General features: G+C 70.7%; 20 protein-coding genes. 14 read left to right on the top strand and 6 right to left on the bottom strand.

Annotated features, from left to right (window positions below; translation table 11 throughout):
• Positions 1–4: 4 nt before the first annotated feature.
• Both NNW99_RS35745 and NNW99_RS35740 read left to right on the top strand, forming a co-directional pair.
• Positions 5–628, top strand: a complete 624-nt coding sequence (locus NNW99_RS35745; RefSeq protein WP_215123313.1) for a DUF6338 family protein — start codon at positions 5–7, stop codon at positions 626–628.
• On the top strand, positions 625–810 hold the full coding sequence (locus NNW99_RS35740; protein WP_215123312.1) for a hypothetical protein: 186 nt from the start codon (positions 625–627) through the stop codon (positions 808–810). Before NNW99_RS35745 ends, NNW99_RS35740 begins: the two co-directional genes overlap by 4 nt.
• A gap of 8 nt (positions 811–818) precedes the next feature.
• Here NNW99_RS35740 and NNW99_RS35735 read toward each other — a convergent pair whose 3' ends face one another.
• Complete coding sequence (locus tag NNW99_RS35735; protein ID WP_215123311.1) at positions 819–1,703, bottom strand: MerR family transcriptional regulator; 885 nt, start codon at positions 1,701–1,703, stop codon at positions 819–821.
• A gap of 223 nt (positions 1,704–1,926) precedes the next feature.
• Between NNW99_RS35735 and NNW99_RS35730 the strand changes: the two genes are divergently transcribed.
• From NNW99_RS35730 to NNW99_RS35720, 3 genes are all read left to right on the top strand, one after another.
• Positions 1,927–3,036 (top strand): GDSL-type esterase/lipase family protein, encoded by a 1,110-nt coding sequence (locus NNW99_RS35730; RefSeq protein ID WP_215123310.1) that lies wholly within the window; start codon positions 1,927–1,929, stop codon positions 3,034–3,036.
• Positions 3,037–3,086: 50 nt separating this feature from the next.
• On the top strand, positions 3,087–4,718 hold the full coding sequence (locus NNW99_RS35725; protein ID WP_215123309.1) for a cellulase family glycosylhydrolase: 1,632 nt from the start codon (positions 3,087–3,089) through the stop codon (positions 4,716–4,718).
• Positions 4,719–4,994: 276 nt separating this feature from the next.
• Complete coding sequence (locus tag NNW99_RS35720) at positions 4,995–6,146, top strand: acyltransferase family protein (protein WP_370869181.1); 1,152 nt, start codon at positions 4,995–4,997, stop codon at positions 6,144–6,146.
• Positions 6,147–6,164: 18 nt separating this feature from the next.
• On the opposite strand, the gene NNW99_RS35715 is transcribed toward NNW99_RS35720, so the two are convergent.
• Positions 6,165–8,270 (bottom strand): alpha-galactosidase, encoded by a 2,106-nt coding sequence (locus tag NNW99_RS35715; RefSeq protein ID WP_215124568.1) that lies wholly within the window; start codon positions 8,268–8,270, stop codon positions 6,165–6,167.
• 133 nt (positions 8,271–8,403) lie between these two features.
• On the opposite strand from NNW99_RS35715, the gene NNW99_RS35710 reads away from it, so the two are divergent.
• The 6 genes from NNW99_RS35710 to NNW99_RS35685 all read left to right on the top strand — a co-directional run bounded on the left by NNW99_RS35710 (position 8,404) and on the right by NNW99_RS35685 (position 16,242).
• Positions 8,404–9,441, top strand: coding sequence for a LacI family DNA-binding transcriptional regulator (locus tag NNW99_RS35710; protein WP_215123308.1), 1,038 nt, complete (start codon positions 8,404–8,406; stop codon positions 9,439–9,441).
• Between the two features lie 72 nt (positions 9,442–9,513).
• Entirely contained in the window at positions 9,514–10,845 is a 1,332-nt protein-coding gene (locus NNW99_RS35705) for an ABC transporter substrate-binding protein (protein WP_215123307.1), read from the top strand.
• Between the two features lie 2 nt (positions 10,846–10,847).
• The gene (locus NNW99_RS35700; RefSeq protein WP_215123306.1) at positions 10,848–11,768 is read left to right on the top strand and encodes a carbohydrate ABC transporter permease; all 921 of its coding nucleotides are present in this window, start codon (positions 10,848–10,850) and stop codon (positions 11,766–11,768) included.
• The gene (locus NNW99_RS35695) at positions 11,765–12,589 is read left to right on the top strand and encodes a carbohydrate ABC transporter permease (RefSeq protein ID WP_215123305.1); all 825 of its coding nucleotides are present in this window, start codon (positions 11,765–11,767) and stop codon (positions 12,587–12,589) included. The genes NNW99_RS35700 and NNW99_RS35695 overlap by 4 nt, the downstream gene beginning before the upstream one ends.
• Positions 12,590–12,677: 88 nt before the next feature.
• Positions 12,678–15,143: a CBM35 domain-containing protein gene (locus NNW99_RS35690; RefSeq protein ID WP_215123304.1), complete on the top strand. Its 2,466-nt coding sequence runs from the start codon at positions 12,678–12,680 to the stop codon at positions 15,141–15,143.
• 94 nt (positions 15,144–15,237) lie between these two features.
• Entirely contained in the window at positions 15,238–16,242 is a 1,005-nt protein-coding gene (locus tag NNW99_RS35685) for a sporulation protein (RefSeq protein ID WP_215123303.1), read from the top strand.
• Positions 16,243–16,426: 184 nt separating this feature from the next.
• On the opposite strand, the gene NNW99_RS35680 is transcribed toward NNW99_RS35685, so the two are convergent.
• Positions 16,427–17,506 (bottom strand): M56 family metallopeptidase, encoded by a 1,080-nt coding sequence (locus NNW99_RS35680; RefSeq protein ID WP_215123302.1) that lies wholly within the window; start codon positions 17,504–17,506, stop codon positions 16,427–16,429.
• Between the two features lie 6 nt (positions 17,507–17,512).
• Positions 17,513–17,899, bottom strand: a complete 387-nt coding sequence (locus tag NNW99_RS35675) for a BlaI/MecI/CopY family transcriptional regulator (RefSeq protein WP_215123301.1) — start codon at positions 17,897–17,899, stop codon at positions 17,513–17,515.
• 189 nt (positions 17,900–18,088) lie between these two features.
• Here NNW99_RS35675 and NNW99_RS35670 point away from each other — a divergent pair, with 189 nt between their 5' ends.
• The 3 genes from NNW99_RS35670 (at position 18,089) to NNW99_RS35660 (ending at position 19,650) form a co-directional block, all read left to right on the top strand.
• Positions 18,089–18,664, top strand: a complete 576-nt coding sequence (locus tag NNW99_RS35670) for a TerD family protein (protein ID WP_215123300.1) — start codon at positions 18,089–18,091, stop codon at positions 18,662–18,664.
• Between the two features lie 81 nt (positions 18,665–18,745).
• Positions 18,746–19,408 (top strand): hypothetical protein, encoded by a 663-nt coding sequence (locus tag NNW99_RS35665; protein ID WP_215123299.1) that lies wholly within the window; start codon positions 18,746–18,748, stop codon positions 19,406–19,408.
• Positions 19,396–19,650: a twin-arginine translocase TatA/TatE family subunit gene (locus NNW99_RS35660; protein ID WP_215123298.1), complete on the top strand. Its 255-nt coding sequence runs from the start codon at positions 19,396–19,398 to the stop codon at positions 19,648–19,650. Before NNW99_RS35665 ends, NNW99_RS35660 begins: the two co-directional genes overlap by 13 nt.
• A 24-nt stretch (positions 19,651–19,674) precedes the next feature.
• Here the strand turns inward: NNW99_RS35660 and htpG are convergent, their stop codons facing one another.
• Entirely contained in the window at positions 19,675–21,573 is a 1,899-nt protein-coding gene (gene htpG, locus NNW99_RS35655) for a molecular chaperone HtpG (protein WP_215123297.1), read from the bottom strand.
• 86 nt (positions 21,574–21,659) lie between these two features.
• Positions 21,660–22,361 carry a class F sortase gene (locus NNW99_RS35650; RefSeq protein WP_215123296.1) on the bottom strand — a complete coding sequence of 234 codons (702 nt, stop codon included), beginning with the start codon at positions 22,359–22,361 and terminating at the stop codon, positions 21,660–21,662.
• Positions 22,362–22,380: the final 19 nt, after the last annotated feature.

The following is a 22,380-nucleotide window of genomic DNA, read 5'->3' as shown; positions in this document are numbered from 1 at the left end:
CCGCGTGCCCACGACCTTCGTCCAGCTCGCTGTCGTGATCGTCGCCGTACTGCCGGGCGTGACCTACCAGTTCACCCGGGAACACGCCCGCGGCCCGTCCGTGCGGCACGCCGACCTCGGCGAGCGGCTGCTGCGGGCCCTCGCCGCCTCCCTCGTCCTGGACATCGCCTACGTCCTGGTCTTCGGGAGGGTGCTCACCGACCGACTGCCCCTGTCGGCGGCACGGTGGGAGAAGCTCTCCGCGTCCCCGCGTCCGGCCGCCGTGCTCGCGCTGCTGCTGCTCATCGTCGTCCCGGCCGCCGCCGCGTGCGCGGTGTCGCTGTGGCAGCGCCGGGGCCGCCCGGCCCGGTACGTCGCCGCCCCCTCTGCCTGGGACCACGTCTTCGCCGGCCTGGGGCCGTGCTTCCTCCGCGCCCGCCTCAAGAGCGGTTCCTGGGTGGGCGGTTGGTACGGGGCGGGCTCCTACGCGTCCTCCCACCCCGCCTCCACCTACGACCTGTTCCTGGAGTCGGCCTGGCGGCTCGCCCCCGACGGCAGGTTCCTGTCGAGGGTGGACCGGACCCAGGGTCTCTACATCCGTCTCGACGACATCGAAGTACTGGAATTCCTCACCTCGGAGCAGCGATGAACGACGGCATCTTCCGGTCCCGGCCCCGTGGTTACCGGCCGCGCGCGGTACAGGCCGAGCCCACCACGCCCCCACCCGGCGCGGCCGGTCCGAGCGCTCCCGACGCACCGCTCGAACAGGACGACGAGGCGACCACGACAGACCCGCCGGGTCTCGACGACACATCGGGCGCATCCGCCTAGGCCGCGTCCTAGGTAGTGGGTGAGTCTTGGGCGGACAGTTCTTCCGCCAGTTCCATACAGCGCTGGCGGGCCGGGGAGAAGTCGTACGGCATCTTGCGGGTGGCTTCGAACACGCTCATGGAGTCGGCCTCGCCCTCGCCGTCATCGGCGGTGGCAGGGTGCACAGTGTCCCAGGCATCGAAGAGGGCATCGTCGTCCTCACCCAGGCCGGACTCCTCGATGACGGCCTGCAGGGCGGTTTCGAAGGCATGCCGCTCGACGGCCACTTGAGCCACCCGTGGATCATCGACGGCGACGCTGTCATCGAGCGCCTCCTCGGCGTCATCGATGCGGTCGGAATCCTCCCGCAGAGCGGGATGCGTGGCCAGGACTACGAAGCGGGTGGCCTGGACGGCCGCGCCGAGCGGGCCGAAGATCCGCTCGGTGACCAGCAGACTGTCCAGGTCCGCCTGACGCAGGGAGCCCTCGGGCAGGCTCTTGAGGCGTTCGGTGACGAAGTCGGAGAGCAGGCCCATCCGGCTGCCCTCGGTGCGCATCCGCTGCACGGCGGTCCGTTGACGCCGCAATTCCGCCTCCTGCTCGGCGAGGGTCTCCTCCAACCGCTCCAGGATGCCCGCGATCCCTTCTCCGCTGTCCGCACGGGCGGAAGCGGTGCCGGTGGTGAAGGCGTCACGGATGTCGTCCAGGGCGATACCGGCGTCGGCCATCTTGCGAATCCACAGCAAGCGGATCATGTCCTCGTACCCGTAGCGGCGGCGGTCGTCGCCGCCCCGCTCAGGCTCGGGGAGGAGGCCGATCTCGTGGTAATGGCGAATCGCCCGTGGCGTGCTGCCGACGAAGGCCGCCGCGTCCCCGATCTTGACCTGACGGGGTGGCATGAAAGACGAACGCATGAGCAGGGACCTTTCCTCAAGGCATCGGCACGTAAGTCCACCGGACCACATGCCGCTACGGAAGGTGCAACCCCCTGCACACCGCGCCGCGACCTGAACCGCCGCCTCGAACCGAACCCACCCTCAAGTGGTCGGCCCGGCCCGCCCACCTCTTGACGCGTCAATGACAACAGTGGCTTGATGTCATGGGAGCGCTCCCACCTCACCCAGGGAAGGGACCACCATGCGCAGAACCGCCCGCTCGTCCCCGCACTTACGGATCGTCACGGTTCTCGGCCTCCTGGCCACCCTGCTCCTCCCCCTCGGCCTGACCGTCGCACCCCGAGCGACGGCCGCCCCGGCCGCGGACCCCGTCCGCGTCATGCCGCTCGGCGACTCGATCACCGGCTCGCCGGGCTGCTGGCGGGCGGTGTTGTGGAACCGGCTGGTGAACAGCGGCTACAAGGACATCGACTTCGTCGGCACCCTCCCCACGCAGGGGTGCGGGCAGGCGCACGACGGCGACAACGAGGGTCACGGCGGCGAGTTGGTGACGAACGTCGCCGACCAGAACCTGCTGCCGGGGAGGCTGGCCGCCACCCGCCCGGACATCGTTGTCATGCACTTCGGCACGAACGACGTGTGGAGCAGCATCGCCCCCGACCGCATCCTCGCCGCCTACACCAAGCTCGTGGCGCAGATGCGGGCCTCCGATCCGGACATGCGGGTCCTCGTCGCGCAGCTCATCCCGATGAACCCGGGCAGTTGCGCGGCCTGTGCGCAGCGCGTCGTCGACTTCAACGCGGCGATTCCCGCCTGGGCGCGGGCGACCAGCACCGACCGTTCCCCGGTCACGGTGGTCGACCAGTGGACGGGGTTCAGCACGGCCGCCGACACCTATGACGGCGTGCACCCCAACGCCTCCGGCGACGACAAGATCGCCGCCCGCTGGTACCCGGCCCTGGCGGCCGTCCTCGACGGGGGCGTCCCGCAGGACCCGGGTGATCCCGGTGACCCCGGCGAGGAACCCGGGGCCTGCACCGCGCGGTTCCGGGCCGTCTCCTCCTGGCAGGGCGGCTATCAGGGCGAGGTGACGGTGACGAACGCGTCCGCCTCCGCCGCCTCGGGCTGGACCGCGACCGTCGTACCGGCGGGCGGCGCGCGTCTCACCCAGGTCTGGAACGGCACCCACACGACGGCCGCCGACGGCACGGCCACCGTCACGAACGCGGCGTGGAACGGCGCACTGGCCCCCGGTGCGAGCGCCACGTTCGGCTTTGTCGCCACCGCACCGGCAACGGCCGGGACCCCGGCGGCGACCGTCACGTGCACGGCGAAGACCCCGGCCGCCTGACACCCGGCGCGGGCCCGACTGTCCGTCAACTCCTCTTCTCTGGAGCCGCTATGAGATCTCGCACCGCATCCGTCCCACGAGTGGCCGGAGTGGCCGCCGCCCTCCTGGGACTTCTGCTCTCCTTACTCTCTTTCAGCACTCCGGCACAGGCCGCCGCCACCGGCCTGCGTATCGAGAACGGCCGTCTCGTGGAGGCCTCCGGGAACGACTTCGTGATGCGCGGCGTCAACCACGCCCACACCTGGTACCCGGGTGAGACGCAGTCGCTGGCCGACGTCAAGTCGCTGGGCTCCAACACCGTCCGCGTCGTCCTCTCCGACGGGCACCGCTGGACCAAGAACAGCGCGCAGGACGTGGCGAGTGTCATCGCCCGGTGCAAGGCCAACCGGCTCATCTGCGTGCTGGAGGTGCACGACACCACCGGCTACGGGGAGGAGTCCGCGGCCGGGACCCTCGACCACGCCGCCGACTACTGGATCGGACTGAAAGAGGTGCTCGCCGGTCAAGAGGACTACGTCATCATCAACATCGGCAACGAGCCCTGGGGCAACACCAATCCCGCGGGGTGGACCAATCCCACCATCGCCGCCGTCAAGAAGCTGCGCAACGCCGGATTCGCGCACACGATCATGGTGGACGCGCCCAACTGGGGCCAGGACTGGCAGGGCGTGATGCGCGCCAACGCCAAGTCCGTCTACGACGCCGACCCCACCGGCAACCTGATCTTCTCGATCCACATGTACAGCGTCTACGACACCGCCCAGGAGATCACCGACTATCTGAACGCCTTCGTCAACGCCAAACTCCCCATCCTCATCGGCGAGTTCGGAGGACCGGCGGACCAGTACGGCGACCCCGACGAGGACACCATGATGGCCGTGGCCCAACAGCTGCGGCTCGGCTACCTGGCCTGGTCCTGGAGCGGCAACACCGACCCGATCCTCGACCTGGCGATCGAGTTCGACCGCACGCGGCTCAGTTCCTGGGGTCAGCGCGTCTTCAACGGCGCCAACGGCATCGCCGCGACCTCGAAGGAAGCCACGGTCTTCTCCTCGGGCGGCGGTGACACCACTCCCCCGACGGCTCCCGGCACACCGACCGCCTCGGAGGTGACCTCGTCGTCCGTGAAGCTGGCCTGGTCCGCCGCCACGGACGCCACCGGCGTCACGGGCTATGACGTCGTCCGGGTCAGTGGCGCGACCGAGACCACCGCCACCACCACGACGGGCACCTCCGCCACCGTCACCGGCCTCTCCCCGTCCACCTCCCACACCTTCGCCGTCTACGCCCGTGACGCCGCGGGCAACAAGTCGCCCCGCTCGGCCACGGTGACGGTCACGACCTCCCCCGGCGGCTCACCGTCGGCCTGCGGTGTCGGCTACCGGGTGACGAGCAGCTGGCCCGGCGGCTTCCAGGGCGAGATCGTCCTGCGCAACACCGGCACGTCGGCGATCAACGGCTGGACGCTGCGCTGGGCCTTCCCGGACAGCCAGCGCGTCACCAACCTCTGGGGCGGTACGGCGACGCAGAGCGGCTCCGCGGTCAGCGTCGCGGCCGCCTCGTACACGGCGACGATCCCCGCGGCGGGCTCGGTCACCCTCGGCTTCACGGCCACCCGTGGGTCCGCGAACCCCAGTCCCACGGCGTTCACGCTGAACGGCAACGCCTGCTCGGTGAGCTGACACGCCGCGTGCGACGGTGCCGGCACGCTTCCCGGCGTCCGGCGTGGCGGCATCGTCGCCGTGGCTGTGGCTGTGGCTGTGACCGTCGCCGTGGCTGCGGCTGCGGCTGCGGCTGCGGCTGCGGCTGTGATCCATACGACATCGCACCGGAAAGCGGTTTACCGCGCCCCGCAGCGGTGAGGCGGCGGGGATGTCTCACCGGCACCCCACTGCCGTATCTCCGGCAAGATGCGCCCGCGCCCGTTCCGGTTCCCCCCACCGTGTGCGGGAGGCGCGATGAGCGAGGACACCCTGCGCATGCGCGCCGTCGCGCCGGCCGACGGCGGGCGGGGACGGAAGGACGCCTCCGAGGCCGCCGCCCCCGCGCAGCGGTCCGGGCAGCGGGACGCGTTCTTCGACAACGCCAAGTATCTGGCGATCGTGCTGGTGGCCATGGGGCACTCCTGGGAGCCGTTGCGGGACGGCAGCCGGGCGGCGAGCGCCCTGTACATGGTGGTGTACGCCTTCCACATGCCGGCGTTCATCATCATCTCCGGCTACTTCTCGCGCTCCTTCGACGCCGCCCCGGGGCGGATCAGACGTCTGATCACCGGGCTGGCCGTGCCGTATGTCGTCTTCGAGACGGCGTACACCCTGTTCACCCGGTGGACCGACCAGGAGCCCGACCGGCCGATCAGCCTGCTGGACCCGCTCTATCTGACCTGGTTCCTGGTGGCGCTGTTCGTCTGGCGGCTGACCACGCCGGTGTGGCGGCATGTGCGGTGGCCGCTGCCGGTCGCGCTCGCCATCGCGATGCTGGCGACGCTCTCGCCGGACATCGGCAACGACCTCGATCTGCAGCGCACCCTGCAGTTCCTGCCGTACTTCGTCCTCGGCCTGTGCCTGAAGCCGGAGCACTTCCGGCTGGTGCGCCGCCGCAAGGTGCGCATCCTCGCCGTGCCGGTCTTCGCCGCCGCCCTGGCCGTGGCCTACTGGGCGGTGCCGCGGATGACGGGCGCCTGGTTCTACCACCGCGACAGCGCGGAGGAACTCGCGGCGCCCTCCTGGTCCGGGCCCCTCATGACGCTGGTGATCTTCGGCTGCTCGCTGGTCCTGGTCGCCTGCTTCCTCTCCTGGGTACCGGGACGCCACGCCTGGTTCACGGTTCTGGGCGCGGGCACGCTGTACGGCTATCTGCTGCACGGCTTCGTCGCCCAGGGCTCCAAGTTCTGGGGCTGGTACGACCCGGCGTGGATCCACGGGCCCCTGGGCGCAATCGTCGTCACGGCCGTCGCCGCCGTCGTCGTGACCGCGCTGTGCACCCCGCCGGTACAGCGGCTGTTCCGCTGGGTGATGGAGCCGGACATGGCATGGGCGTTCCGCCGTGACGCCCGCGATCAGGCCCGGGAACGCAACGCGGCACGCGAGCGGGCTGCCGTTCGGGAGTGACGCGCGGCGCCGCCCCGCCTAGTCGTCCTGCGTGAGCCGGATCAGCAACGCCCCGGGCGTGCGCGGCACCGTCACCGACAGCACGTCCCCCTGCCACACCGCCCGGCCGGCCCCGGCCATGGTCGGGTGCAGGACCTCCGCCCGGACGGCCCGGCCCGCGAGGTGCCGTAGGGGGACGCGTAGTTCGGCCGGTCCGCCGCGGCGCCAGACCGAGAGGTAGGCCGTGCGGTCGCCGGGGCCCCTGAGGCCCAGGGCCAGCCACTCGTCCGTCCAGCCGGGCAGGCCGAGCGGCCAGAAGGGCAGGGCCCGGGCGAGGTCGCCGCGGATCGACTTGTAGACCGTGACCGCGTCCCGTACGAGGGCCAGTTGGTGCTCGGACATGCGGTTGAGGTGGCCCGAGAGGTGGATGCGGCCGAGCAGGGCCCCGCCCAGGGTCCAGGTGATCAGGTCGTCGTCGAACCCGGGCTGTGGGTAGGCCCAGACGGCGCCCTGCTCGGGCGGGACCGCGCTCGGCGCTGCGGCGGCGATGGGCGCGTAGCGCAGCGGGTCCTGCTGGTCGCTGGTGGACTGAAGCTGGGCGACGGCCAGGGTGGCGCCGTCCATGCGCATGCCGCCCGAGGCGCAGTTCTCGACGACGAGGCCGGGGTGGCGGTCCAGGACGGCGGAGAGCCAGTCGAGGTACGCGTGGGCGTGGCCGAGGAGGCCCGCTCCCGGTGCGAGGTCGCCGGGTGCCTGGGTGCCCGGGTCGACCAGGATGTTGTAGTCGAGCTTGAGATAGCCCACGCCCCAGTCGCCGACGATCCGGTCGACCGTCTTGTCGAGGTGGGCCCGGGCGGCCGGATGCCGCAGGTCGAGCTGGTGACGGCCCTGTTCGGTCAGGCGTACGCCGTCGCGCTGGAAGAACGCCTCTGGGGGGAGTTCGGACGCGACGGGGCTGCGCACACCGACGACCTCCGGCTCCAGCCACAGCCCGGGCACCATGCCGCGCTCCCTGATCCGGTCCAGGACCGCCTGGATGCCGCCGTCGGGGAAGCGGCGCGGCGAGGGCTGCCAGGCGCCGACGCTGTCCCACCAGCCTCGGGTGTCGTCGTCGTACCAGCCCGAGTCGATGCAGAAGTACTCCGCGCCTGCGTCGGCGGCGGCGTCGATCAGCGGCAGGAGTTTGGCCGTGGTCGGGTCGCCCATGAGGGTGTTCATGTAGTCGTTGAAGACGACGGGGAGGGCGGTGTGGTCCGGGTGGGGGCGGCGGATCGCCCGGCGGTAGGAGGTGAGGGCGCCCATCGCGGTGTCGAGTCCGGAGCCGAGTGCGAGGGCCCCTGGGACGGTGGTGAACTCCTCGGCCGGTGCGAGCCGGAGCCGCCACTGGTGCTCCGCGTCCGTGGGGCCGTTCAGGGCCAGGTAGGTGCCGTGGGCGCGTTGGCCGACGTCCCAGCGCCAGCCGGCCGGGGACTCCACCTGCCACACCCAGGCCCGGCCGCCGTCCCGCTCGGTCAGCGCCCCCATGGCCAGATGGCCGTCGGTGGGCCAGCTGCCGCGCCCGGTGAGGGCGAGGGCGGCCCGGCTGTCGTGCTCGTGGACGTCCATGTTGATGTCGGCGACGGCGGCGCGCAGCGGCTCGGCGTACCAGCGGCACTCGGCGAGCCAGTCGTTGCGGGCGCGGTGGACGTCGAGGGCGTCCGGTGAGGGCAGACCGCCGAGCAGCAGGCTGCTGACGGACTGGACGACCAGGGGCTCCCCGCCCTCGTTGCGCAGCCGGACGCGGGAGCGCAGGACGGGCAGGCCGGTGGGTGACGTCAGCTCGGCGAACGCCGTCAACCCGGTGGCCGGGTCGTGGAGTTCGACGGTCAGCCAGTCCCAGCCGTCGCGGCTGCCCGTGCGGTGGGCCCGGTAGGCGAGCCGTGCGCCGAAGGCCGTGCCCGTGAAGCGGGGGCCGGACCAGCCGCTTCCGTGGCCGAGGGCGGTGAGCTCCACGAGCGGGAGCGCGGAGTCAGGGGCGGCGGGACCTTCGCCGTCGGGCCCGGCCAGTTCGACCAGGCTCAGGGTCCCGTCGGCGGCGACGGCGAACCGTGCCCGGAGGGTCTCATGTCCCCAAGTGAAGTCGTTCTGCCGCTGGTTGGAGGCCATGTGCGCCGCTTCCGCCGTGCCGGTCAAGGTGCTCCCCCTCCTGACCCCGCCCCGTTCTCCGGGAGCGGAGGTCCGCGTGAATCCCTCGTTACGGTCTCTTGACGACCCAAGTGTGACCGGTCACAATCCTCGCATGAATGTGACCGGTCACACAAGGCGCCCGGCGAGCATCAGGGACGTCGCGACCGCGGCGGGGGTCTCCTATCAGACGGTCTCTCGGGTGATCAACGGCCATCCGAGCGTCCGGCCGTCCACCCGGGATCGGGTGCTCGCCGCCATCGACGAACTGGGCTTCCGTCGCAACGCGACCGCCCTCGCCCTGGCCAGCGGACGCAGCCGGGCCGTGACCGTGCTGACCGCGAACACCACCCACTACGGCTACGCCTCGATCCTCCAGGGCATCGAGGAGGCCGCCCGCGCCGCGTCGTACGCGGTCGGGATCGGGGTGCTGGAGTCCGCCGACGACGCGGCCGTGGCCGCGGAGGTGCAGCGCGCGGCGGACGCGGGCGGCGGGCTCATCGTGATCGCCTACGATCCGGCCGGTGTCCGGGCGCTGGGAGCCGTGCCCGCGACGCTGCCGGTGGTCGGCGTGGTCGAGACCCCGGCGAGTCCGCCCGGCGGCGACCTCCCGTGGGTGTGGACCGACGACCGCGAGGCCGCCTACCAGGCGACCCGGCATCTGCTCTCCCTCGGCCACGAGACCGTGCACTATGTCGCCATCCCGTCCAGCACGCGCCGCACCAGCGCCCGCACCAGCGGCTGGCGGCAGGCGCTGAAGGAGGCCGGTGCCCAGGAGCCCCGCCCCGTACAGGGCAGTTGGGGACCGGCGGGCGGCCACGCGGCCGGGCTGAAGCTGGCGGGCGACCCGTCCGTCACGGCGATCCTGTGCGGCAACGACGATCTCGCGCTCGGCGTGCTCCGCGCCCTGCACGAGGCCGGCCGCTCGGTACCGGGCGAGGTCAGCGTGGCCGGTTTCGACGACGCCCCGCACTCCGCCTTCCTCACCCCGTCCCTGACGACCGTACGCCTGGACTTCACCGGCCTCGGGCGGTCCGCGTTCGCCCTGCTGCACGGGGTGCTGGAGGAGTCGGCGCAGGTCGCCCCGCACCCCGTGTCCGTACCCGAGCTGGTGGTGCGGGAGAGCTCGGGGCCACCGCCCGCCGGTCACTGAACACCGCACATCCGCCCAGCAGTTGTGAGTACCGCTTCCTGAACCGCACCGCCTGCTCCGGAAAGGCTCGTGATGAAGAGAAGAGTTCTCCCCGCCCTGGCACTGATATGTGCCGCCGGCCTGGCCGCCACCGCGTGCAGTGACCCGACCGCCGGGGACTCCGGCGACTCCGGTTCGGGCGGGAAGAAGGCGGAGGTCGACCCCACCGCCCGCCTCGACGGCGTGAAGCTGACCATGTGGACCGCGCAGAACACGGTGAACGCGCCCAAGCAGGTCATCGACGCCTTCGAGAAGGCCACCGGCGCCCAGGTCGACACCCAGGCCATCCCGGACCTCTACGAGCAGAACGTGCCGACGAAGCTGGCGTCCGGCGACCGCCCCGACCTGATGTTCTGGCAGCCCTCGATCTCCACCCTGCCGTTCATCCAGCCGAAGCAGAACCTCCTGACCCTGGACGGGGAGCCGTGGGAGGCCGAGCTCGGCGAGACCGAGAAGTCGCTCGGCATGATCGACGGCAAGCGGTACGCGGCGATCGTCACCAGCCCCGCCATGCTCGGCGTCTACTACAACAAGGACGTCTTCAAGCAGGCGGGCATCGCCGAGAAGGACTTCCCCACGTCCTACGACGACCTGCTCGCCCTCGGCCGCAAGGTCGTCGACAAGTCCGACGCCGCCGCCTTCTACGAGGCCGGCGGCGACAAGTGGCCGCTCCAGTGGCAGATGCAGGTCCAGCTCACCGACCTCGACCAGCAGTGGTGGGCCGATCTGAACACGGGCAAGAAGAAGTGGACCGACCCCGTCGTCGTCGGCGCCATCAAGAAGTACAAGGAGAAGCTGCTCGACGCAGGGCTCGCCCAGAAGAACTACCGGACGGGCACGTTCACCGGGCAGGCCGACGCCCTGTGGAAGGGCGAGGCCGGCATGGTCCTCAACGTCACCTCCTTCCAGAGCCAGTTGCAGGCCAAGTACTCCACCGCCGAGATCGACAAGAAGATCGGCTGGTTCCCGGTCGCCAACTCCTCGGCCACCGGGCTGTACTCGCCCGACCAGACCAACGGTGTCGTCGCCTTCAAGACCGGTGACGACAAGCGGCAGAACGCGGCCCGGCAGTTCCTCGCCTTCTGGCTGGGGCCGGACTACCCGGACTACATCAAGACGATGAAGATCCCGTCCGTGCAACCGGAGGTGCCCACCCCCGGCGGACTGCCCGAGACGTCCAAGGCCCAGGTGGCGGCCCTGCCCAAGGCCATCGGCGTATTCCAGGCCAAGGCGATCGTCGCCCCGGACACCCACCTCTACCTGGCCGACATGATCTTCGGCAAGAAGAGCCCGCAGCAGGTCGCGCAGGCGATCCAGGACCAGTTCGCACAGGTGGCCAAGGCCCAGGGCGCGCCCGGGTTCTGACGATGGCGGACACGGTCGTACGTACCAAGCCCGCGCCGGTCAGGGGCGCGCCGAAGAAGGTGGGGCGGCTGCCACGCGCGGCCGTGCACCACCCCTGGTGGTTCGCGCTGCCCGCGATCGTCGTCTTCGCCGGCTTCTTCCTGGTGCCGAACCTGCTCAACTTCTACTACCCGTTCACCAACTGGTCCTCGTACCACGCGGACATCGCCTTCACGGGCCTCGACAACTTCAAGACCATCGCCGAGGACGGCTCGCTGCTGCGGGCGATCCGCACGACCCTGGTGTACGCGCTGCTGGCCGCGCTGTTCCAGAACGGCTTCGGGCTCGTGCTGGCCCTGCTGCTGGAGGACGACAGCCGCTTCAACCGGTTCTTCCGTGCCGTCTTCTTCCTGCCGGTGCTGATCTCGGCCCTGGCGACCGGCTACGTCTTCCAGGCGCTGCTCGACCAGGACGGGGCCGTCAACTCCCTGCTGGGGACGGACATCCCCTGGCTGGGTTCGACGACCTGGACGCTGGTGATCGTCACACTCATCCACGGCTGGAAGTGGATGGGCCTGTCGATGCTGATCTATCTGGCCGGGCTCAAGGGCATCCCCGGCGAGATGCTGGAGGCCGCGAAGTGTGACGGGGCGGGGCCCTGGCGGACGTTCTGGTCGGTGCGCTGGCCGATGCTGGCGCCGGCCGTCACCTTCAACGTCACCACGGCGCTCATCGGTTCGATGAACACCTTCGACATCGTGCAGGCCACGACCGGCGGCGGCCCCGCGGCCTCCACGGAGGTCTTCAACATCTACATGTTCCGGATCTTCGGACAGGGCCTGTACGCCCAGGCCTCCGCGATGAGCCTCGTGCTGTTCCTGGTGGTGGTCGCCGTGGCGATTCCGCTGGTCGTCGGGCTCCGGCGAAGGGAGCAGACGCTGTGACCGCGGTGTGGCGGTACGGCCGCCCTTCCCTCGTCGTGCTGATCGCGGTGCTGGCCGTCGGTGTACCGCTGTGGCTGGTCGCCGTCACCTCGGCCAAGCCGCAGGCCGAGGCGATCGAGCCGAACCTGGACCTGCCCGGGCACTGGCAGCCCGCGAGCAACTACGCGGACGCCGTCAGCGAGGGCGAGATGCTGCGCGGCTTCCTCAACTCGCTGCTGGTCGTGGTGCCTTCGGTGGCCCTGGTGCTGATTCTGGGCGCGGGCGCCGCCTGGGTCTTCGCCCGTCGCAAGTCGAAGCTGGTCTCGGCGGCGTACGCGCTGTGCATCAGCGGACTTCTGCTGCCGCCCGCCGTCATCACCATCGTGATGGAGCTGCGGCAGATGGGCCTGGCGAACACCAGGCCGGGCATGATCGCCGTCTACACCGGCATGTATCTGTCGACGTCGATCTTCTTCATGACCGGGTTCATCCGCGCCATCCCCACGGAACTGGAGGAGGCGGCCCGGATGGACGGGGCGACGCCGTCACGGATCTTCTGGCGGATCGTCCTGCCGCTGCTCCGGCCGGTGATCGCCACCGCGACGATCATGGTGATGCTCTACGCCTGGAGCGACGTCTTCTACGCGTTCTTCGTCCTCGGCGGCGGAGAGCGGGCGACCCTGCCGCTCAACCTCTACCAGGTCGCCAGCGCCCAGCTCTACCTCAACAACTGGCATCTCGTCTTCGCGTACGTCGTGGTGATGAGCCTGCCCATGGTCGCCGTGTTCCTCGTCGGCCAGCGAAAGATCGTGTCCGGAATCACCAGTGGAGCCGTCAAGTGACCGGAGGTCCAGCAGCGTGAGCACCCCCGCCCGCACCAGATCCCGCACCAGAACCGCACTGATCACAGCACTACTTGGAGCAACCGCCATGGCAGGCACCCTCCCCGCGGCAGGCCCTGCCGCCGCTGCCGATCCCCAACGCCTCACCGTCGACCTCAAGACCTCCGAGGGCCCGGTGATGCTGGGCGCCAACGGCTCGCTGTACGGGCTCAGCGACGACGGGGTGCCCAGCGATGCCGCGATGGCGCCCCTGAAGATCACCAGCGTGTCGCAGAAGCCGGAGGGCGGCGCCCAGCACCCCAACGGCGACGCGCTCACCGTCTCCAAGTCGTTCTTCCGCAACGGCGGCGGCGAAGTCAACGTGATGATGCAGGACATCTACGCCAAGTGGCCGTACGAGGACCTCGGCATCGACGACTACCTCCCCAAGGTCGACAAGATCGTCAAGGAGGTCTCGGCCGACCCGAACAGCGACCGTTTCGTCTACATCCCGTTCAACGAGCCCGACCAGATCTGGTACAAGCTCGACGTCCAGGACCAGGCCCAGTACGAGAAGAACCGTGACCGGTTCTTCAAGGACTGGAAGACGGTGTACCAGCGGATCCGTGCGATCGACCCGGACGCACGGATCGCCGGACCCAATGAAGCGGCTTACCACACACGCCTGTTGAAGGACTTCCTCGCCTTCGCCAAGCGGGAGAACGTGCTGCCCCAGGTGATGACCTGGCACGAGCTCGGCTCGGGATCGCTCCGCGACTTCCAGGCGCACTACGACGACTACCGCTCCCTGGAGCGCGAGGCGGGCATCGCCCCGCTGAAGATCAACATCGACGAGTACGCCAACCGCCGCGACCTGTCCGTGCCCGGACAACTCGTGCAGTGGGTCTCCATGTTCGAGCGCAACAAGGTGTACGCCAACATGGCGTACTGGGACGCCGCCGGCAATCTCAGCGGCCATGTGGTGCGCTCCAACATCCCCAACGGCGGCTGGTGGCTGTTCCGCTGGTACGCGGGCATGACCGGGAACACCGTGAAGGTGACGCCGCCGCAGCCCAACTCGATCGACACGCTCCAGGGCCTCGCATCCCTCGACACCTCCCGCCGCCAGGCGCAGGTGCTGCTCGGCGGCTCCGCCGCGGACTCGGACGTGGTCGTGCGCGACGTCCCGCGGTCGGTGTTCGGCCGTACGGTCACCGCGACGGTCGCCGAGGCGGCCTGGTCAGGTTATGAGGGGCAGCACGCGGCGCCGCGGGTCCTGGCGCGCACCAAGGTGAAGGTGGCGGACGACGGTTCGGTGACCGTCCCGCTGCGCGGACTGCACAAGATGTCGGCGTACCGGGTCGTCCTCACCCCCGGCGGTTCGGGCACCCCGTCCGCCGCCTCCGTCCCGTGGTCGGCGTCGTACGAGGCCGAGGACGCGGCCATCACCGACGGCAAGGTGTACACGCAGGGCACCGTGCAGAACGCCAACGGCTACGCGGCCTCCGGCACCAAGGACGTCGGTTCGCTCAACCAGCCCGGCAGCAAGGTCGCCTTCACGGTGTCGGTGCCGAAGGACGGCACGTACGACCTGGCGATCCTGTACGGCAACCAGTCCGGCGGCCCCGCCACGCAGAAGCTGATCGTCGACGGGGGCGACCCGGTGACGGTCGGCTACTCCTCCACCGAGAACTGGACGTACCGCGCCAAGAAGGAGGTCAGTGTCCAGCTCAAGGCGGGCACGCACCAGTTGGCCCTGTCCAAGGGCGACGCCGAGGTCACCCTCGACCGGATCGACCTGACCACGCGGACGGGCGCGGCCTCCGCGTCGTACGAGGCGACTCTGGCGGACATCAGCGGCAGGCCGTCGTACGACTACTCGTCCTCGGCCGGTGTGGGCACGGGCGCGCTGGTGCTGCGCTCGGGCGACAAGGCGGTGTTCGACGTCTACGCCCCGCGTGACGGTTACTACACGGTGACGCCGCGGGCCTCGGCGGCGGTGAAGCTCGCGCTGCACGGGGAGACGGTCACGGCCGCGCCCGGCCGGCCGCTGCGGCTCTACCTGGTCGCGGGCAACAACCGCATCGGGATGACGTCGGGCCACGCCGCCGTGCGCTCCCTGGACGTCTCCGGCGACGGTTCGGCCTCCGGCACGCTCTCCTACGAGGGTCCCTCGGCGGTGCTCGCAGGCGGCGCCAAGCTGGTCGACTCCCCGCACGCGTCCGCCGGCTCGTACGTCGGCCGGCTGGGCAACAGCGCCTCCAGCACAGCCGAGTTCACGGTGAACGCGCCTCGGTCCGGCCGCCATGTGCTGGTCGTCCACTACGCGCACAACGACCGCAGGGACAACGGCCACGCCTACAACACGGACATCATGTCCCGTACGGCGGACATCACGGTCGGTTCCGCGGCGCCGGTGAAGGTCACCTTCAAGAACACCTGGAGCTTCGACGACTACTGGACGGTCGGCGTCCCGGTCGATCTGAAGAAGGGTGCCAACAAGGTGACGTTCGGCAACGCGAGTGCCTGGGCGCCGAACATCGACCGCATCGAGCTGGGCCGGGTCGTGGGCTGAGCGGTGTGGTGACGGGAGGCGGTTGCGGAGGAGCCCTATACTTCTACATGCTTGTAGAGAATCAGTACACGCATGCGAAGGAGTGGACGCCACCATGGTGTTCAAACGACTGCTCGGCGCGCTCGGTGTGGGCGGCCCGACCGTCGACACGGTCCTCGACCCGTCTCCCGTCCTGCCCGGTGGCACGCTCACCGGGCAGGTTCAACTCGTGGGCGGCAAAGCCGACTTCGATATCGAGCACATCACCCTGGAGCTGGTGGCCCGGGTCGAGGCCGAGCACGAGGGCGGTGAGAGCGAGGGTGTCGTCGCCTTCGACCGTTTCACCGTCGGCGGCGGCTTCCGGCTCGCCGAGGGCGAGCAGCGCGGTGTGCCGTTCAGCGTGACCCTGCCGTGGGAGACGCCGGCCACCCAACTGCACGGGCAGAGCCTGGGCGTCGTCCTCGGCGTGCGCACCGAGCTGTCGGTGGCGGGGGCGAAGGACAAGGGCGATCTGGACCAACTGGTCGTCGCGCCGCTGCCGGTGCAGGAGGCCGTGCTCGAAGCCCTCGGCGGGCTCGGGTTCGGTTTCAAGTCGGCCGACCTCGAGTACGGGCGCATCGGCGGCACCGGCCAGCAGCTGCCGTTCTACCAGGAGATCGAGCTCGTCCCGTCGCCCCGGTACGCCCAGCAGGTCAACGAGATCGAGCTGACGTTCCTGGCGAATCCGGGCGGCATGGAGGTCGTCCTGGAGGCGGACAAGCGCGGCGGCTTCCTGTCCTCCGGCCACGACGCGCTCACCCGCGTCAACGTCTCCCACGAGGGCGTCGAGCAGCAAGACTGGCCCACGATCGTCGACGGCTGGATCCAGCAACTCGTCGAGCACCGGGCGTCGTACGGCTCCCCGGTGGGCTTCGGCTCCCCCACCGCGTTCGCCCCCGCCGGCCACGGTCACGGTCACGGGGATCATCACGACGGCCACCGCTCAGGCCCCGGCGTGGGAACGGCCGTCGCCGCGGGCGCGGCCGGACTCGCCGTCGGCGTCGCCGGCGGCATGGTCGCCAGCGAAGTCGTCGACGAGGTCGGGGACTTCTTCGAGGGCGAGGAGGAAGAGGAGGGCTGAGGCCGGGCTGGTCGGGCTGGTCGGGCTGGTCGGACCAGCCCGGTGCCCGTGCAGGACGCGATGCCCCGGGCTGCCGACTCCCGGGCACGCGTCCGGCGGGCAGACAGAAGCCCGACCCTCAGGCCTCGGACCGCACAGTCGAGGCCCCCCGAGGGGACCCACCTGGGCGATCCCCCCGTGGGTCTCACAAAGGCGTCGCCGCGTGCAGGATGAGCACCATCGTGACGGCGGAGTTCGCGGACGACATCGCCGACACCGCCGTTCCCGCGGCCGCGCCCCAGGCCGCGAGGCCGACCGAGGTGAAGACCGAGGGCCAGGTGCGGACGGCGGGTGCGGGGCCGAGGAGGGCCGCCACCCGGCGTGGGACCGGGCCGGGGGCGGCGAGTCCTGCGAGTGTGGGGGCCGGGGTGCCCCGGGAGACGAGGGCGGCCGTCCCGATGGCCCGGGCCACGGTGCGGCGGCTGCCGATCGCCCGGGCCGCTTCCTCGTCGGCCCAGCGCTCGGCCGTATAGGCCACGGCCGTGCGCAGGGGCCGCAGGAACGGGTTGGCCCGGGCGGCGAGCTGCACGGTGAGCAGGAACCGGTCGTGCCGGGCGGCGAGGTGGGCCCGCTCATGGGCGAACAGGGCCCGGCGCTCGGCCGACCGCAGCCGGTCCAGCATGCCGGTGGTCACCACGACACGCCCCGCACGCGGGCCACGGGCAGGACGACTGGCATCACCACGAGCGGCACCGGCGCCCCGGCGACTGCCGACGCCTGCACCCGGAGCATCACCGCGGTGACGGCGAAGGCCGCCGCGCAGGACACCACCGGCCCGACGCCCGGCGCCGACCCGCGTCGCGCCTGGCAGCGCGTACGCGTACGGCACGGCGTCCGGCAGGACGGCCACCTCCGTGTCCGGCAGTCCGGCCAGTGCGCGGTGGGCCCGGCTGCGTACGCGGGCGTGCCGCCACAGGGTGCGGCCGCAGGCGACGAGTACCGCGCACAGCGCGGGAATCGCGGCCTTGCCGACGATCTCGTCGTACGGCACCGCCGCCCGGACCTCGGGGTCCGACCAGCCGTCGGGCAGCGGGTTGCCGGGGAGCTGGGCGGTGCCGACCACCATGACCAGGCCCAGGCACACGGTGCTGCACAGCGCGAGCACCGCGGCCATCACGGTCAGCAGCCGGGTCGCGGTGCGCGGGTGCAGATGTTGTTCGGCGAGGCGGGCGACCGGCCATGCCGTGAGCGGCAGGACCAGTGGCATAAAGACGAAGACCCCCATGAGGCTTCAGTCTTCCCCTTCGCCATGTGCCTGATCCAGCAGGTCACGCAGCAGCCGTTCGTCGTCCGGGCCGAGGCCGGTGAGGAAGCTGGCCAGCACGGCCTCGCGGTCGCTCTCGGCGTCCAGCACCTTGCGCATCTTCCGCGCGGCCAGGCCCGCCTGGTCCGAGGCAGGGGTCCAGACGAAGGACCGGCCGACCCGCTCCCGGGTGACCGCGCCCTTGCCCAGCAGCCGGGTCAGGATCGTGATCACCGTCGTGTACGCGAGGTCACCGCCGAGGCGTTCCTGCACCCAGCCGGCCGTCGCCGGACCGTCCGCCGCCCGCAGCGCCTCCAGCACCAGCGCCTCCAGCTCGCCCTGCCCCCGCCGGGGTCGCTGTCGGGGATCCGTCACCGCCCTGCCTCCCTTCCACCGCCCTGCGTTGCCCGTGCCGACATCGTATAGATCCGCGGGACCGGCCCCCGCACCTTCTACAGTGTTGTAGATTTTAGTTCCGGGTTCTTCCCGGGCGCGGAACGCACCCGTCGAGAACCAGAACGCACCCGTCGAGAACCAGAACGCACACGTCACGAAGGAGTACCCGTGGGAGTTTCCCTGTCCAAGGGCGGCAACGTCTCGCTCAGCAAGGAGGCGCCGGGCCTCACCGCCGTCCTGGTCGGCCTGGGCTGGGACGTCCGTACGACCACCGGCACGGACTACGACCTGGACGCCTCCGCCCTGCTCCTGGAGGCCTCCGGCAAGGTCCCCTCCGACCAGCACTTCGTCTTCTACAACAACCTGAAGAGCCCGGACGGCTCGGTCGAGCACACCGGCGACAACCTCACCGGCGAGGGCGAGGGCGACGACGAGACCGTGAAGGTGAACCTCGCCGCCGTGCCCGCCGAGATCGACAGGATCGTGTTCCCGGTGTCCATCCACGACGCCGAGAACCGCGGCCAGAGCTTCGGACAGGTCCGCAACGCGTTCATCCGGGTCGTCAACCAGGCCGGCGGCCAGGAGATCGCCCGCTACGACCTGTCCGAGGACGCCTCCACCGAGACGGCGATGGTCTTCGGCGAGCTCTACCGGAACGGCGAGGAGTGGAAGTTCCGCGCCGTGGGCCAGGGATACGCCTCCGGGCTGGCCGGTATCGCCTCCGACTTCGGCGTCAGTGTCTGACAGGGACCTACCCGTTCCGCCGGGCCCCGCCAGCGTAGGGCGGGGCCCGGTGGCCGCATCAGCAACCGACCGGGAGACCCTGTGGCCGAATCGCCCCGCCTCCGCCCCGAGGACCGCGCGGATTTCGAAGCGGTACTGCACCTGGCCCTGAACACCGCGGACATCCGCGGCGCTCTCGACGCCGACCCGACCGGCCGGACGGCCGCGCGCCTGCGCGCCCACGCACTGGCCCACGCCGACGACATCGCGGCGGCCGCCGGTGAGCCGTACCGCGCCTATCTCGCCGTACGGAACGCGGCCCGGCACGAGGCGCGGGGCTCACGCGACACCGGCAGCCTGCTGCCGGCCCTCGCGGTGCTCACCCCGCTCGTGGCGGCCACGTCCGCCGGGGTGCTGCTCCTGCTCGGCGGACTGCTCCAAGTGGCCGCCGCCCCGGGGCCGTTGCCCGGATCGCTCCTCGCGGCCGGCTGGACCCTGGCACTCGTCGCGGCCCTCACCGGCCTCCTCGCCCTGGCCGCGCTGCTGCGCACGGCCCTGGGCCGACGCGGCGCACCGACGGCCGGCCGCGTGGAGCACGCCCGGCTGGCCTGGCAGCAGGCGCTGCTCGACCTCGGCGTGCTGCCCCACCTGCGCGGGCAGCAGGCCCTGCGACCCGAGGCGGCGATGACGCCGTCCTCCCCGCCCGATACGCTCGCGCCGTGCCCGGCCCGGGCGGGAAAGGACAGGACACCATGTTCGGACTGAGCGAGTTCGCGATCCTCCTCATCGTCGTCATAGCTGTGATCGGAGCGAAGAAGCTCCCCGAACTCGCCCGCTCGGCCGGCAAGTCGGCGCGCATCCTCAAGGCCGAGGCACGCGCCGCGAAGGACGAGGAGGCCGGGACGGGCACCGCGCCGCGGGTGGTCCAGGGCGAGATCGTCCCGCCGGGCGGCACCGGCACGACTCCGCCCGGGGCGCGAGCGGCGGGCACCCCGGACCACCCCTGATCCGTCCCGTGACCCGTCCCGGGGCTACAGCGTGCGCTCCAGGCGGTCCGCCACCAGCTTGACGAAACGGGCCGGGTCCTTGGGCTGGCCGCCCTCGGCGAGCACCGCCAGCGTGTGCAGCAGCTCGGCGGACTCGACGAGACCCGAGCGGTCCTCGCGCTCCTTGTACGCCTGGTTCAGGCCCTTCACGAGCTGGTGGCCGGGGTTGAGCTCGAGGATCCGCTGGGCGCGCGGCACCTCCTGGCCCATCGCCCGGTACATGTTCTCCAGAGCCGGGGTCAGATCGTGCGCGTCCGAGACGACACAGGCGGGAGAGACGGTGAGCCGCGCCGACAGGCGCACCTCCTTGATGTCCTCGCCCAGCTGCTCCCGCATCCAGCCGAGCAGCCCGGCGAAGTCCTCGGCCTGCTTCTCCCGGTCCTCGTCGGCCTTCTCGTCCCCCTGGGCGTCCAGGTCGATCTCGCCCTTGGCGACGGACCGCAGCCGCTTGCCCTCGTACTCGCCGACGGCGTCCACCCACACCTCGTCGACGGCGTCGGTGAGCAGCAGGACCTCGATGCCCTTGGCGCGGAACGCCTCCATGTGCGGGGAGTTCTCGATGCTCTGCCGGGACTCGCCGGTGAGGTAGTAGATGTCGTCCTGGCCGTCCTTCATCCGCTCCACGTACCCGGCCAGCGTGGTCGGCTCGTCGTCGGTGTGCGTGGTCGCGAACGAGGAGACGGCGAGGACGGCGTCGCGGTTCTCGGAGTCGGTGACCAGGCCCTCCTTGAGGACGGTGCCGAACTCGCGCCAGAACGTGGCGTAGCGGTCGGCGTCCTTGGTCATGAAGTCCTTGACCGTGGAGAGGACCTTCTTGGTCAGCCGGCGCCGCATCATCCGGATGTGCCGGTCCTGCTGGAGGATCTCGCGGGAGACGTTGAGCGAGAGGTCCGCCGCGTCGACGACGCCCTTGACGAAGCGCAGGTACGGCGGCAGCAGCTCCTCGCAGTCGTCCATGATGAAGACGCGCTTCACATAGAGCTGGATGCCGCGCTTGAAGTCCCGCGTGAACAGGTCGTGCGGGGCGTGCGCGGGGACGAAGAGCAGGGCCTGGTACTCGAAGGTGCCCTCCGCCTGGAGGCGGATCGTCTCCAGCGGCTCGCGCCAGTCGTGGCTGATGTGCTTGTACAGCTCGTGGTACTCGTCGTCGGACACCTCGTCGCGCGAGCGCGCCCACAGGGCCTTCATGGAGTTCAGCGTCTCGGGCTCGGGCGTGTCCTCGCCGTCGGCCTGCTCCGGGACCATCCGGATCGGCCAGGTGATGAAGTCCGAGTACCGCTTGACGATGTCCTTGATCTGCCACGGGGAGGTGTAGTCATGGAGCTGGTTCTCGGGGTCGGCGGGCTTGAGGTGGAGGATGACGGACGTGCCCTGCGGCGCGTCGTCGACCTTCTCCAGCGTGTACGTGGCCTCACCGCGCGACGTCCAGCGGGTGCCCTGGCTCTCGCCGGCCCGGCGGCTCACCAGCGTCACCTCGTCCGCCGCCATGAAGCCGGAGTAGAAGCCGACGCCGAACTGGCCGATGAGCCCCTCGGCCCCGGCCGCGTCCTTGGCCTCCTTCAGTTCCTGGAGGAAGGTGGCCGTGCCCGAGTTGGCGATGGTGCCGATGAGCTTCCCGACCTCGTCGTACGACATCCCGATGCCGTTGTCCCGCACCGTGAGGGTGCGGGCGTCCTTGTCGACGTCGATCCGGATGTGCAGATCCGACACGTCGGCGTCGAGCGAGTCGTCCCGCAGCTTCTCCAGACGCAGCTTGTCGAGCGCGTCGGAGGCGTTGGAGACGAGCTCCCTCAGGAAGACATCCTTGTTCGAGTAGACCGAGTGGATCATCAGCTGGAGCAGCTGACGGGCCTCTACCTGGAACTCAAACGTTTCGGTCGTCATGTCTCGCGTCTACCTCGCAGGTCCCACAGTCGCCTGAAATCGTGGCAGCAACTGTAAAACACCAAGTCAGGCCGTGGTCCCGGAAGTCAGACGAGGTGGGCGAACACCACCAGGTTCTCGGTGTAGTCGCGGGCCTTGCGGTCGTAGGTGCCGGAGCAGGTGATGAGCCGGACCTGGGCATCAGGTGTGTCGCCGTAGACGCGCTCGTCGGGGAACTCGTCCTTCTCGAAGGACTGTGCTCCGTCGACCACGAAGGTGGCCCGGCGGCCGTCGGCTCGCGTCACATGGAACCGGTCCCCCTTGCGCAGTTCGCTGAGCCGGGCGAACACGGCCAGGGACGTCGCGGTGTCCACGTGGCCGGCGATGATCGCGGTGCCGGTCTCCCCGGGTGAGTGGCCCTTGGCGTACCAGCCGACGAGGTTGGTCTCGTCGGGCGGCGGGGGCGCGAGCTGACCCGAACGGTCGATGGCGAGGGCGGTGAAGGGCGCGTCGACCGCGATCTTGGGGATGAGGAGGCGGACCGGCCTGGACCGGGGCAGATGTGGTCGGGCCTTGGACGAGCCGGCCCGGTGGGGTCCGGCGGACGTGGACGGGGCGGCCGCCGAGACGGCCGGTGGGGCGTGCGGCGGGCCAGAGGTGTCGGACGACTCGTCGCCGCCGCCGACCAGGCACAGGGTCAGGACCAGGGCGGCCACGGCCCAGAAGGCCGTCACGGCGGTGCGGAATCGCCGCCTCGACTTCTGCGGCTCGGAGCCTGAATCGGCAGGGGTGGGAGTGCTGGCTGCCATCGGGGACCACCTCATTCGG

It is taken from the genome of Streptomyces sp. CRCS-T-1 (genome assembly GCF_024442335.1).
Classification (GTDB): domain Bacteria; phylum Actinomycetota; class Actinomycetes; order Streptomycetales; family Streptomycetaceae; genus Streptomyces; species Streptomyces koelreuteriae.
This window is presented reverse-complemented; position numbering and strand designations above follow the sequence as displayed.

Excerpts from the sequence above, each read along its gene's own strand:
- NNW99_RS35705 (WP_215123307.1), top strand. The coding sequence starts at position 9,514 with ATGAAGAGAAGAGTTCTCCCCGCCCTGGCACTGATATGTGCCGCCGGC.
- htpG (WP_215123297.1), bottom strand. The coding sequence starts at position 21,573 with ATGACGACCGAAACGTTTGAGTTCCAGGTAGAGGCCCGTCAGCTGCTC.
- NNW99_RS35660 (WP_215123298.1), top strand. The coding sequence starts at position 19,396 with ATGTTCGGACTGAGCGAGTTCGCGATCCTCCTCATCGTCGTCATAGCT.
- NNW99_RS35720 (WP_370869181.1), top strand. The coding sequence starts at position 4,995 with ATGAGCGAGGACACCCTGCGCATGCGCGCCGTCGCGCCGGCCGACGGC.
- NNW99_RS35725 (WP_215123309.1), top strand. The coding sequence starts at position 3,087 with ATGAGATCTCGCACCGCATCCGTCCCACGAGTGGCCGGAGTGGCCGCC.
- NNW99_RS35690 (WP_215123304.1), top strand. The coding sequence starts at position 12,678 with ATGGCAGGCACCCTCCCCGCGGCAGGCCCTGCCGCCGCTGCCGATCCC.
- NNW99_RS35685 (WP_215123303.1), top strand. The coding sequence starts at position 15,238 with ATGGTGTTCAAACGACTGCTCGGCGCGCTCGGTGTGGGCGGCCCGACC.
- NNW99_RS35730 (WP_215123310.1), top strand. The coding sequence starts at position 1,927 with ATGCGCAGAACCGCCCGCTCGTCCCCGCACTTACGGATCGTCACGGTT.
- NNW99_RS35700 (WP_215123306.1), top strand. The coding sequence starts at position 10,848 with ATGGCGGACACGGTCGTACGTACCAAGCCCGCGCCGGTCAGGGGCGCG.
- NNW99_RS35735 (WP_215123311.1), bottom strand. The coding sequence starts at position 1,703 with ATGCGTTCGTCTTTCATGCCACCCCGTCAGGTCAAGATCGGGGACGCG.
- NNW99_RS35715 (WP_215124568.1), bottom strand. The coding sequence starts at position 8,270 with ATGGCCTCCAACCAGCGGCAGAACGACTTCACTTGGGGACATGAGACC.
- NNW99_RS35710 (WP_215123308.1), top strand. The coding sequence starts at position 8,404 with ATGAATGTGACCGGTCACACAAGGCGCCCGGCGAGCATCAGGGACGTC.
- NNW99_RS35740 (WP_215123312.1), top strand. The coding sequence starts at position 625 with ATGAACGACGGCATCTTCCGGTCCCGGCCCCGTGGTTACCGGCCGCGC.
- NNW99_RS35680 (WP_215123302.1), bottom strand. The coding sequence starts at position 17,506 with ATGGGGGTCTTCGTCTTTATGCCACTGGTCCTGCCGCTCACGGCATGG.
- NNW99_RS35650 (WP_215123296.1), bottom strand. The coding sequence starts at position 22,361 with ATGGCAGCCAGCACTCCCACCCCTGCCGATTCAGGCTCCGAGCCGCAG.